Source organism: Serratia sp. BIGb0234 (assembly GCF_024809915.1).
In the GTDB taxonomy this organism is placed as follows: domain Bacteria; phylum Pseudomonadota; class Gammaproteobacteria; order Enterobacterales; family Enterobacteriaceae; genus Serratia; species Serratia liquefaciens.
Window position 1 is genome coordinate 459219 of record NZ_JANUEI010000003.1, and the last position, 12619, is coordinate 471837.

9 protein-coding genes are annotated in these 12619 nt (G+C 54.2%); 6 read left to right on the forward strand and 3 right to left on the reverse strand.

Annotation, left to right across the window (positions count from 1 at the left end):
• Positions 1-142: 142 nt before the first annotated feature.
• The 6 genes from aceE to yacL all read left to right on the forward strand — a co-directional run bounded on the left by aceE (position 143) and on the right by yacL (position 10374).
• Positions 143-2806, forward strand: a complete 2664-nt coding sequence (gene aceE / locus M2407_RS14985) for a pyruvate dehydrogenase (acetyl-transferring), homodimeric type (protein WP_020828584.1) — start codon at positions 143-145, stop codon at positions 2804-2806.
• A 14-nt stretch (positions 2807-2820) separates the two neighbouring features.
• Positions 2821-4701 (forward strand): pyruvate dehydrogenase complex dihydrolipoyllysine-residue acetyltransferase, encoded by a 1881-nt coding sequence (gene aceF / locus M2407_RS14990; RefSeq protein ID WP_115058041.1) that lies wholly within the window; start codon positions 2821-2823, stop codon positions 4699-4701.
• 233 nt (positions 4702-4934) lie between these two features.
• Complete coding sequence (gene lpdA / locus M2407_RS14995; protein ID WP_020828582.1) at positions 4935-6359, forward strand: dihydrolipoyl dehydrogenase; 1425 nt, start codon at positions 4935-4937, stop codon at positions 6357-6359.
• Positions 6360-6564: 205 nt separating this feature from the next.
• The gene (locus tag M2407_RS15000) at positions 6565-6708 is read left to right on the forward strand and encodes a hypothetical protein (protein ID WP_153263149.1); all 144 of its coding nucleotides are present in this window, start codon (positions 6565-6567) and stop codon (positions 6706-6708) included.
• Positions 6709-7274: 566 nt separating this feature from the next.
• Positions 7275-9872: a bifunctional aconitate hydratase 2/2-methylisocitrate dehydratase gene (gene acnB / locus M2407_RS15005; RefSeq protein WP_046372654.1), complete on the forward strand. Its 2598-nt coding sequence runs from the start codon at positions 7275-7277 to the stop codon at positions 9870-9872.
• Positions 9873-10011: 139 nt separating this feature from the next.
• The gene (yacL, locus tag M2407_RS15010) at positions 10012-10374 is read left to right on the forward strand and encodes a protein YacL (protein ID WP_020828579.1); all 363 of its coding nucleotides are present in this window, start codon (positions 10012-10014) and stop codon (positions 10372-10374) included.
• 34 nt (positions 10375-10408) lie between these two features.
• Here the strand turns inward: yacL and speD are convergent, their stop codons facing one another.
• The 3 genes from speD to M2407_RS15025 all read right to left on the reverse strand — a co-directional run bounded on the left by speD (position 10409) and on the right by M2407_RS15025 (position 12551).
• Positions 10409-11203, reverse strand: coding sequence for an adenosylmethionine decarboxylase (speD, locus tag M2407_RS15015; protein WP_020828578.1), 795 nt, complete (start codon positions 11201-11203; stop codon positions 10409-10411).
• Positions 11204-11230: 27 nt separating this feature from the next.
• On the reverse strand, positions 11231-12094 hold the full coding sequence (speE, locus tag M2407_RS15020; RefSeq protein WP_041415683.1) for a polyamine aminopropyltransferase: 864 nt from the start codon (positions 12092-12094) through the stop codon (positions 11231-11233).
• A gap of 109 nt (positions 12095-12203) precedes the next feature.
• Entirely contained in the window at positions 12204-12551 is a 348-nt protein-coding gene (locus tag M2407_RS15025; protein ID WP_041415681.1) for a YacC family pilotin-like protein, read from the reverse strand.
• Positions 12552-12619: the final 68 nt, after the last annotated feature.

The following is a 12619-nucleotide window of genomic DNA, read 5'->3' on the forward strand; positions in this document are numbered from 1 at the left end:
AGCCTGCGGAGCTTTCGTTCGAAGTGCTTAGTTAAGCATTTAAGCGGCAACTAAACTGATGGGCCTGTCTTCGTGTGTTTTGCCTCAGAACACAGGAAGACAGGCTCCAAAACAAACCATTAGACAGATAAGGAATACCACCATGTCAGAACGTTTAAACAATGACGTGGATCCGATCGAAACCCGCGACTGGCTGCAGGCGATCGAATCGGTCATCCGTGAAGAGGGTGTTGAGCGAGCTCAGTTTCTGATTGATCAGGTATTGGGTGAAGCCCGTAAAGGCGGTGTTAGCGTTGCAGCCGGTGCTGCGGCTCACAACTACGTCAACACCATCGCGGTGGAAGACGAACCTGCTTACCCTGGTAACCTGGATCTTGAGCGTCGTATCCGCAGCGCTATCCGCTGGAACGCGGTAATGACCGTGCTGCGCGCTTCCAAGAAAGATCTGGACCTGGGCGGCCACATGGCTTCCTTCCAATCTTCCGCGACCTTCTATGAAGTCTGCTTCAACCACTTCTTCCGTGCACGCAACGAGCAAGACGGCGGCGATCTGGTTTACTTCCAGGGCCACATCTCTCCGGGCGTTTACGCACGTGCCTTCCTTGAAGGCCGCTTGACCGAAGACCAAATGAACAACTTCCGTCAGGAAGTTCACGGTAAAGGCCTGTCTTCTTACCCGCATCCTAAACTGATGCCTGAATTCTGGCAGTTCCCAACCGTTTCCATGGGCCTGGGCCCAATCAGCGCCATCTACCAGGCGAAGTTCCTGAAATATCTGGAACACCGTGGCCTGAAGAACACCTCTGCTCAAACCGTTTACGCCTTCCTGGGCGACGGTGAGATGGATGAGCCGGAATCCAAAGGTGCGATCACTATCGCCACCCGTGAGAAACTGGACAACCTGGTGTTCGTCATCAACTGTAACCTGCAACGTCTGGACGGCCCAGTCACCGGTAACGGCAAGATCATCAATGAACTGGAAGGTATCTTCTCCGGCGCAGGCTGGCAGGTACTGAAAGTGATTTGGGGCGGTCGTTGGGACGAACTGCTGCGTAAAGACACCAGCGGCAAGCTGATCCAGCTGATGAACGAAACCCTGGACGGCGACTACCAGACCTTCAAATCCAAAGACGGCGCTTACGTACGTGAGCACTTCTTCGGCCGCTTCCCGGAAACCGCCGCCCTGGTCAAAGACATGACCGACGACGAAATCTGGGCGCTGAACCGCGGTGGTCACGATCCGAAGAAAGTCTTCGCTGCACTGAAAAAAGCGCAGGACACCCAAGGCAAACCAACCGTTATCCTGGCCCATACCATTAAAGGTTACGGCATGGGTGAAACCGCGGAAGGTAAAAACATCGCTCACCAGGTGAAGAAAATGAACATGGAAGGGGTTCACCACTTCCGCGATCGTTTCAATGTGCCAGTTGCCGATGCCGACATCGAAAAACTGCCGTACATCACCTTCGAGAAAGACTCTGAAGAGTACAAATACCTGCACGAACGCCGTCAGGCGCTGAAAGGTTATGTACCGACCCGTCTGCCAGCCTTCACCCAGAAGCTGGAAATGCCGGCTCTGGAAGACTTCAGCTCACTGCTGGAAGAGCAGAACAAAGAAATCTCCACCACCATCGCCTTCGTGCGTGCCCTGAACGTGATGCTGAAGAACAAGTCGATCAAAGATCGTCTGGTTCCAATCATCGCTGACGAAGCGCGTACCTTCGGTATGGAAGGTCTGTTCCGCCAGATCGGTATCTACAGCCCGAACGGTCAGCAATATACCCCGCAGGACCGTGAGCAGGTTGCTTACTACAAAGAAGACGAAAAAGGTCAGATCCTGCAGGAAGGCATCAACGAACTGGGCGCAGCATCTTCATGGCTGGCCGCAGCGACTTCCTACAGCACCAACGATCTGCCGATGATTCCGTTCTACATCTACTACTCGATGTTCGGTTTCCAGCGTATCGGTGACCTGTGCTGGGCAGCAGGCGACCAACAGGCGCGCGGCTTCCTGATCGGCGGTACTTCAGGCCGTACCACCCTGAACGGTGAAGGTCTGCAGCACGAAGACGGCCACAGCCACATTCAGTCTCTGACTATCCCTAACTGTATCTCTTACGATCCAGCTTATGCATACGAAGTGGCAGTGATCATGCACGACGGTCTGGTCCGCATGTACGGCGACGCGCAAGAAAACGTCTACTACTACATCACCACGCTGAACGAAAACTACCACATGCCGGCCATGCCGCAGGGCGCAGAAGAAGGTATCCGCAAAGGTATCTACAAGCTGGACACTCTGGCAGGCAGCAAAGGCAAGGTTCAGTTGCTGGGTTCAGGTTCTATCCTGCGTCACGTACGTGAAGCGGCGAAGATCCTGGCAGACGATTACGGCGTGGGTTCTGACATCTACAGCGTGACTTCCTTCACTGAACTGGCGCGTGATGGCCAGGACTGCGAGCGTTGGAACATGCTGCACCCAACCGAAACTCCACGTGTACCGTACATTGCTCAGGTGATGAACGATGCGCCGGCGGTTGCGTCTACCGACTACATGAAGCTGTTTGCAGAACAGGTTCGTACTTACGTTCCAGCCAGCGACTATCGCGTACTGGGTACTGACGGCTTCGGTCGTTCAGACAGCCGCGAAAACCTGCGCCACCACTTTGAAGTTGACGCTTCTTACGTTGTGGTTGCTGCACTGGGTGAACTGGCTAAACGCGGTGAAATTGAAGCTTCTGTGGTAGCTGATGCGATTAAGAAATTCGACATCAACCCAGAAAAAGTTAACCCGCGTCTGGCATAAGAGGTACAGAAGAAATGTCTATCGAAATCAAAGTACCGGACATCGGTGCAGACGAAGTGGAAATCACCGAGATTCTGGTGAAAGTGGGCGATAAAGTTGAAGCTGAACAATCGCTGATCACCGTTGAAGGTGACAAAGCTTCCATGGAAGTCCCTTCCCCGCAGGCGGGTGTGGTTAAAGAGATCAAAGTTGCCGTCGGTGATAAAACCGAAACCGGCAAACTGCTGATGATCTTTGAAGCGGAAGGGGCGGCTCAGGCCGCACCTGCTGCCAAGGCTGAAGAAAAGCCGGCTGCGGCACCTGCTGCTCCGGCTGCCGCGGCTGCCAAAGACGTTGCCGTACCGGACATCGGTGCTGACGAAGTGGAAGTGACCGAGATCCTGGTGAAAGTGGGCGACAAGGTGGAAGCCGAGCAGTCCCTGATCACCGTTGAAGGCGACAAGGCTTCCATGGAAGTCCCTGCACCGTTCGCAGGCACCGTGAAAGAGATCAAAATCGGCACTGGCGACAAAGTCACCACCGGTTCTCTGATCATGGTATTCGAAGTGGCTGGCGCAGCTTCTGCTGCCGCTCCGGCTGCGGCAGAAACGCCTGCTGCTCCAGCGGCACCGGCTGCCTCTGCGGCCAAAGACGTTGCCGTACCGGATATCGGTGGCGATGAAGTAGAAGTGACCGAAGTGATGGTGAAAGTGGGCGACAAAGTTGCCGCTGAGCAGTCACTGATCACCGTTGAAGGTGACAAGGCTTCTATGGAAGTGCCGGCACCGTTCGCAGGTACCGTGAAAGAAATCAAAATCAGCGCCGGCGATAAAGTGAAAACCGGCTCCCTGATCATGGTGTTCGAAGTTGAAGGCGCTGCACCAGCGGCTGCTCCTGCTCAAAAAGCAGAAGCAGCGCCGGCACCGGCTGCCAGCGCGGCACCAGCCAAACAGGCTGCTCCAGCTGCCAAAGGTGAGTTCGCCGAGAACGACGCTTATGTGCATGCCACCCCGGTCATCCGCCGTCTGGCGCGTGAGTTCGGCGTAAACCTGGCGAAAGTGAAAGGTACCGGTCGTAAAGGCCGCATCCTGCGCGAAGACGTTCAGACTTACGTGAAAGACGCGGTCAAACGTGCAGAAGCGGCGCCAGCTGCTGCTGCCGGTGGCGGTCTGCCAGGCATGCTGCCATGGCCGAAAGTGGACTTCAGCAAGTTCGGTGAGATCGAAGAAGTTGAACTGGGCCGCATCCAGAAAATCTCGGGTGCCAACCTGAGCCGTAACTGGGTGATGATCCCGCACGTGACTCACTTCGACAAAACCGACATCACCGATCTGGAAGCTTTCCGCAAGCAGCAGAACGAAGAAGCGGCCAAGCGTAAGCTGGATGTGAAGTTCACCCCGGTGGTGTTCATCATGAAAGCCGTTGCTGCCGCTCTGGAGCAGATGCCGCGTTTCAACAGCTCTCTGTCCGAAGATGGTCAGAAGCTGACGCTGAAAAAGTACATCAACGTCGGTGTTGCGGTTGATACGCCAAACGGCCTGGTGGTTCCGGTATTCAAAGATGTGAACAAGAAGAGCATCACCGAACTGTCCCGTGAGCTGATGGCTATCTCCAAAAAAGCGCGTGACGGTAAACTGACCGCCGGCGAAATGCAGGGTGGCTGTTTCACCATCTCCAGCCTGGGCGGTATCGGGACAACTCACTTCGCGCCGATTGTGAACGCGCCGGAAGTGGCTATCCTGGGTGTCTCCAAGTCTGCTATGGAGCCGGTCTGGAACGGTAAAGAGTTCGTGCCGCGCCTGATGATGCCAATGTCGCTCTCCTTCGACCACCGTGTTATCGATGGTGCAGATGGTGCGCGCTTTATTACCATCATCAACAACATGCTGGCTGATATCCGCCGTATGGTGATGTAATGAAAAAAGGGCGCAGCATGCTGCGCCCTTATCGCTTCTGTAGCAGTTTTGTCGGTTTTTGCACGACTCGACAAAATTGTTGAGACACGGGTCACTCGAACACGCTTTGCAGATTATTAACAATTCTGTAAACTGCTCGCGGTGTAAGCGTCCCGGTGGATGAAGGGCGTTATGAGATCGATTAGCAATAAAAATGACGTCTGACCCGCCGGACAATCAATTAAGAGGTCATGATGAGTACTGAAATTAAAACTCAGGTCGTGGTACTTGGGGCGGGCCCGGCAGGTTACTCTGCTGCCTTTCGTTGCGCTGACTTAGGTCTTGAAACCGTTCTGGTTGAACGTTATTCCACGCTGGGCGGTGTTTGCCTGAACGTGGGATGTATCCCTTCCAAAGCACTGCTGCACGTAGCCAAAGTGATCGAAGAAGCCAAGGCGCTGGCCGAGCACGGCATCGTTTTCGGCGAGCCGAAAACTGACATCGACAAAGTGCGCGTCTGGAAAGAAAAAGTCATCAATCAGCTGACCGGCGGTCTGGCTGGCATGGCTAAAGGCCGTAAAGTGAAAGTGGTTAACGGCCTGGGCAAGTTCACCGGCGCTAACACCCTGGTTGTTGAAGGCGAAAATGGTCCAACCACCATCAACTTCGACAATGCCATCATCGCTGCAGGTTCTCGTCCGATCCAACTGCCATTCATTCCTCATGAAGATCCACGCGTGTGGGACTCTACCGATGCACTGGAGCTGAAAACTGTCCCAGAGCGTCTGCTGGTTATGGGCGGCGGTATCATCGGCCTGGAAATGGGCACCGTATACCATGCGCTGGGTTCACAGATCGACGTTGTCGAAATGTTTGACCAGGTGATCCCGGCGGCTGACAAAGACGTGGTGAAAGTCTTCACCAAGCGCATCAGCAAGCAGTTCAACCTGATGCTGGAAACCAAAGTGACCGCGGTAGAAGCCAAAGAAGACGGCATCTATGTCACTATGGAAGGCAAAAAAGCGCCTGCAGAACCACAGCGTTATGACGCGGTGCTGGTGGCTATCGGCCGCGTGCCGAACGGTAAGCTGCTGGAAGCGGGTAAAGCCGGTGTGGAAGTTGACGAGCGTGGCTTCATCAACGTCGACAAACAGCTGCGTACCAACGTGCCGCACATCTTCGCTATCGGCGACATCGTCGGTCAACCGATGCTGGCGCACAAAGGCGTGCATGAAGGCCACGTTGCCGCTGAAGTTATTGCCGGCATGAAGCACTACTTCGACCCGAAAGTGATCCCATCGATCGCTTACACCGAGCCGGAAGTTGCCTGGGTGGGTCTGACCGAGAAAGAAGCGAAAGAAAAAGGCATCAGCTACGAAACTTCCACCTTCCCGTGGGCAGCTTCTGGCCGTGCTATCGCTTCCGACTGCGCAGACGGCATGACCAAACTGATTTTCGACAAAGAAACTCATCGTATCATCGGTGGCGCGATTGTCGGCACCAACGGTGGCGAGCTGCTGGGTGAAATCGGTCTGGCTATCGAGATGGGTTGCGACGCAGAAGACATCGCGCTGACTATCCATGCTCACCCAACCCTGCACGAATCCGTAGGCTTGGCGGCAGAGATCTTTGAAGGCAGCATCACCGATCTGCCTAACCCGAAAGCCAAGAAGAAGTAATTCTGCTGGTTTGAAAGGTGAATAAGCGGCTCCTGAAAAGGGGCCGTTTTTTTATGCACGGCATCCAGGTAAAAGGCCGCTCGATGAGCGGCCAGTAGCTTACTTGTTCTGGAATATCACGTTGAACGTGAGGCTGTTGCCGTTAACCGACCAACCGCCTTTGCTTACGCCAAACGCCGATCCCAGTACAATGAGCAGGATAAACATGGAACTCCCTTTCATTGCGCGATCCTTGTGGAACCACGACCACCGCGACTTCACCGGAAAAATCCCGGCGGAACAAGCGCTTTGTGGCGCCTGTATCGCAGTTGTTGCAGCACTGTTCTCAAGCCCGATGACCGACTGCTAAACCGGCAGAACAGACCCGGCTAAATATTACGTTGAAATGAATTTTCAGACATTCTTTTTGTTGATTTTTTAATCATCGTTGCGCACAATGTCCCTGCTTTGTGGCGCTTGTATCGTTCTTAACGATGTAAGAAATCCGTGAGGTGCCTGCTAACACCGAACGGAACAACAGAACCGCCTTAATGGCGGTTTTTTTGTGCCTTCCGCTCTCAAATTTTACTATTTGCGACCAATAACCATTGTAAGAGAATGGTTATTGTGTTGTGCTCGTCAGGCTGATGTATGTTGGGAACGGAACCTTCCTGCAGCCCCGTCGGGCCTGTGTCGCAGCCGATTACACTGCGCTCAACGATTCAGCAAAGATTTAATGTTGCTTTTATGTGAACGAATTAACAACCAATTCAAATCCTGATATGCTGGCTGAGCGGAACCGGGCACTGTACTTACAGTCCAGGACATCGACAGCAGTGCCCCGTCAGGATCAATGGCATCAACACCGTGCGCTAAACCCGGTTTGAATAGAGAACGCCAGGCACAATAAATGACAATGAGAGCGAGGAGAATGTCGTGCTAGAAGAATACCGTAAGCACGTAGCCGAGCGTGCTGCAGAGGGCATCGTCCCTAAGCCGTTAGACGCCACCCAAATGGCAGCGCTGGTTGAATCATTAAAAAATCCGCCAAAAGGCGAAGAAGAATTCCTGTTAGACCTGCTGATTAACCGTGTGCCACCGGGCGTCGACGAAGCCGCCTATGTAAAAGCCGGTTTCCTGGCAGCCATCGCCAAAGGCGAAGCGACCTCCCCCCTGATTACCCCCGAGAAAGCCGTAGAGCTGTTAGGCACCATGCAGGGTGGCTATAACATTCATCCGCTGATCGACGCGCTGGATAACGAAAAATTGGCTGCGATTGCCGCCAAAGCGCTGTCCCATACGCTGCTGATGTTCGACAACTTCTACGACGTGGAAGAAAAAGCCAAGGCGGGTAACCCGCACGCCAAGCAGATTATGCAGTCCTGGGCCGATGCCGAGTGGTATCTGTCTCGTCCGCAACTGGCGGAAAAAATCACCGTTACCGTATTCAAAGTCACCGGTGAAACCAACACCGATGACCTGTCGCCGGCGCCGGATGCCTGGTCACGCCCGGATATCCCACTGCACGCTCTGGCGATGCTAAAAAACGAACGTGAAGGCATAGTGCCGGATCAGCCGGGCAGCGTTGGGCCTATCAAGCAAATCGAACTGCTGAACAAGAAAGGTTTCCCGCTGGCTTACGTCGGTGACGTTGTCGGCACCGGTTCTTCTCGTAAATCCGCCACCAACTCGGTGCTGTGGTTTATGGGCGACGATATCCCTTACGTGCCTAACAAGCGCGGTGGCGGTGTAGTGCTGGGCGGTAAAATCGCGCCTATCTTCTTCAACACTATGGAAGATGCCGGTGCATTGCCGATTGAAGTGGACGTCAATGACCTGAACATGGGCGACGTGATCGACATTTACCCGTACAAGGGTGAAGTGCGCAACCACGAAACCGGTGAGCTGATTGCCAACTTCGAACTGAAAACCGACGTACTGCTCGACGAAGTGCGTGCCGGTGGCCGTATTCCGCTGATCATCGGTCGCGGTCTGACCACCAAAGCGCGTGAAGCGCTGGGCCTGCCGCACAGCGACGTGTTCCGCATTGCCAAAGAAGTGGCTGTCAGCAGCAAAGGCTTCTCCCTGGCGCAGAAAATGGTTGGCCGCGCCTGTGGCGTTGCCGGCGTGCGCCCGGGCGAATACTGCGAACCCAAGATGACCTCTGTCGGTTCACAGGACACTACCGGCCCGATGACCCGTGACGAGCTGAAAGATCTGGCTTGTTTGGGCTTCTCCGCCGATCTGGTGATGCAGTCGTTCTGTCACACCGCTGCGTACCCGAAACCGGTTGACGTGACGACCCACCACACGCTGCCGGACTTCATCATGAACCGTGGCGGCGTGTCGCTGCGTCCGGGTGATGGCGTTATTCACTCCTGGCTGAACCGTATGCTTCTGCCGGATACCGTAGGCACCGGCGGTGACTCCCACACCCGTTTCCCAATCGGTATCTCCTTCCCGGCGGGTTCCGGCCTGGTTGCCTTTGCCGCCGCTACCGGCGTGATGCCGCTGGATATGCCAGAGTCTGTCCTGGTGCGCTTCAAAGGCAAGATGCAGCCTGGCATTACTCTGCGTGACCTGGTACACGCAATCCCTTACTACGCCATCCAGCAGGGCCTGCTGACCGTAGAGAAGAAGGGCAAGAAGAACATCTTCTCCGGCCGCATTCTGGAGATCGAAGGCTTGCCGGATCTGAAAGTCGAGCAGGCATTCGAACTGACTGACGCTTCGGCCGAACGTTCCGCTGCCGGCTGTACCATCAAGCTGGATAAGGCACCGATTGAAGAGTATCTGAACTCTAACATCGTGCTGCTCAAGTGGATGATCTCCGAAGGCTACGGCGATCGTCGTACCCTGGAGCGTCGTATTCAGGGCATGCAAAAATGGCTGGCGGATCCGCAACTGCTGGAAGGCGATGCGGATGCAGAATACGCTGCGGTGATCGACATCGATCTGGCAGAGATCACTCAGCCAATCCTGTGTGCACCAAACGATCCGGATGACGCGCGTCTGCTGTCCGACGTGGCCAACAGCAAGATCGATGAAGTGTTTATCGGTTCCTGCATGACCAACATCGGCCACTTCCGCGCGGCCGGCAAGCTGCTGGATCAGCACAAAGGCCAGTTGCCGACCCGTCTGTGGGTGGCTCCGCCAACCAAGATGGATGCGGCTCAGTTGACCGAAGAAGGCTACTACAGCGTATTCGGCAAGAGCGGTGCACGTATCGAGATCCCAGGTTGTTCACTGTGCATGGGTAACCAGGCGCGCGTGGCCGACGGTGCGACGGTGGTTTCCACCTCGACCCGTAACTTCCCGAACCGTCTGGGGACCGGTGCCAACGTGTATCTGGCTTCTGCAGAACTGGCGGCGGTGGCTTCGCTGCTGGGTCGTCTGCCAACGCCGGACGAGTACCAGACGTACATGGCACAGGTCGATAAGTCAGCGGCGGATACCTACCGTTATCTGAACTTTGACCAACTGGGTCAGTACACGGAAAAAGCCGACGGCGTGATCTTCCAAACCGCTGTTTAAGTCGCTATATTGCGCAACTGTTTAACGGGAGGCCTTGGCCTCCCGTTTTATTTTTCTCAGTTGCCAACTTTGCGAGCGCTCACTGAGTTAGTCATGAATTAATGTTTACACTAAGAGAAAGGGCTCAGGAGGGCGTGCTATGGATTACGAATTTCTGCGTGACGTTACCGGTCAGGTAGTGGTCAGATTTTCGATGGGGCATGAGGCGATTGGCCACTGGATCAACGAAGAACTCAAAGGCGACTTCAACCTGCTCGATCGCATCGAAGCCGGGGCGGCGCAAGTGAAGGGCAGCGAGCGTCAATGGCAGCTGGAAGGCCATGAATACACGTTGCTGATGGACGGGGAAGAAGTGATGATCCGCGCTAACCTGCTGGAGTTCGAGGGCGACGAGATGGAGGAGGGGATGAATTACTATGACGAAGAAAGCCTCTCATTCTGCGGCGTCGAAGACTTTTTGCAGGTATTGAAGGCCTACCGTTCTTTTATGCTGAAATACTGAACGTAAGGGCGCGGCGTGCCGCGCCCGATACAGATTACAGATGCGGAATATTGCGGCCGTAATAGATTTCCTGCATCTCTTTCCACAGCAGATCGGTAATCTCTTTACGCTCGGCTTCGCTCAGCGCGTCCGGTTTGGCATTAAACAGGTAGTGCTTCAGATCGAAATCCTTCAGCAACATCTTGGTATGGAAGATGTTTTCCTGATAAACATTCACGTCCATCATATGGTACAGCGCCTTCATATCATCAGACATAAAGTTCTGGATCGAGTTGATCTCATGATCGATGTAATGCTTCAAGCCGTTTACGTCGCGGGTAAAACCGCGCACGCGGTAATCCATGGTGACGATGTCAGATTCCAACTGGTGGATCAGATAATTCAACGCTTTAAGCGGTGAAATCACGCCGCAGGTGGACACTTCGATATCGGCGCGGAAGGTGCAAAGACCGCCTTCCGGATGGCTCTCCGGATAGGTATGAACGCAGATGTGGCTCTTGTCCAGATGTGCGACTACCGTCTTTGACAGTGGGCCCGGGTGTTCTGAAGTATCGACATCGTCCGGGTCGACCGGCTCTTCGCTGACCAGAATGGTGACGCTGGCGCCCTGAGGCTCGTAGTCCTGACGTGCGATGTTGAGAATATTGGCGCCAATGATCGAGCAGGTCTCGCTGAGGATCTCGGTCAGGCGGTTGGCGTTGTATTGCTCGTCAATGTAGGCGATATAGCCAGCGCGGTCGTCCGCGGTTTTGGCGTAACAAATATCGTAAATACAAAAACTCAGGCTTTTGGTCAGGTTGTTGAAGCCGTGCAGTTTTAGCTTATGCAATTTGGTTCACCTCCTTTATCTTCTCGCTTAACGTGAAACGTTCAGTGCGTCGAGCAAATACTGCGGCAGTGCAAAGCTGCCCGCGTGAATTGCCGGGTTATAATAACGACAGTTTAAGCCGCTTTGATGAAAGCGATGTTGCAGCGTTGGCAAGTCGAGCTGACGCAGCGCCGGATTTTGGCTGGCCCAGGCGAAAGTCATAATGCCGCCGTAATAAGTCGGGATCGCCGCCTGGTAGAAACTGACGTCCTTGAAGTATTGGCTCAGCTTGGTGTGGCTATTGACCGCTTCGTCTTGCTGCAGGAAGCACACGCCGTTCTGCGCAACAAAAATGCCGCCCTCGTTCAGGCAGCGTGCGCAGCCTTCGTAGAATGCCGAGGTGAACAGGCTTTCGCCGGGGCCGATAGGATCGGTGCAGTCAGAGATAATCACATCGAATTTTTCATCGGTCTGATTAACAAAGTTGACGCCGTCGTCGATCACCAGCTTAAAGCGTGGATCGTCGTAAGCACCGGCATTGTGATTAGGCAGGTATTGGCGGCAGAATTCCACCACGCCGGCGTCGATCTCGACCATGGTGATTTGTTCAACGCCCTGATGGCGGCTGACTTCGCGCAGCATAGCGCCGTCACCACCGCCGATGATCAGGATTTTCTTCGCCTGGCCGTGAGCCAGCAGCGGTATGTGGGTCATCATCTCGTGATAGATGAACTCATCGCGCTCGGTGGTTTGCACCACGCCGTCGAGCGCCATAACGCGCCCCAGAACCGGGTTTTCAAAAATCACCAAATCCTGATGCTCGGTCTTCTCACGATACAGCACGTTCTCTACCGAGAAGTACTGGCCGAAGTTGGCATGCAGTGTTTCATACCAAATTTCTTTCTGGGTCATGTGCGGGAACTCCGTAATAACAGCCATGAAAAATTGGCGCAACATCATAGCTAACTCTGCCTGGTGATGCACGGCTGAATTTCAAACAGAGATAGCGGAAGGCGGGGGATTAGTTAGCGTAGGCCAGCAGGCTTAGCGAGTCGCGTGCCAGAGATTTGCATTTGTTCGGGGTAGGAATGGCGATACCACTGAGATCGCGATAGCTGTCTTCACCCAGAGCCTTCATATTAAAACTATTATAGTTGGTCAGATCCCAACGGTTTTGCTGCGCGAAATAAACGATGGCGCGTTTGATTTGCGCATTGGGCAAGTCGTTGTAGCCGCAATCGTTTTTCAAATAAATAAACACCGCCGTCAGATCGGCCAGATCTTCCGCTTCGGACTCATTCAGCGCCAGACTGGCGTTGGAGAACCCCAGCATGGTGAGCAACAGCACCAGTAAACTTGTTTTTTTCATCATGAAAATAGACCTGTTTGTTGTCTACAGACGTTATCACACTTGCCTGTAAAGGCACCAAATTTTAT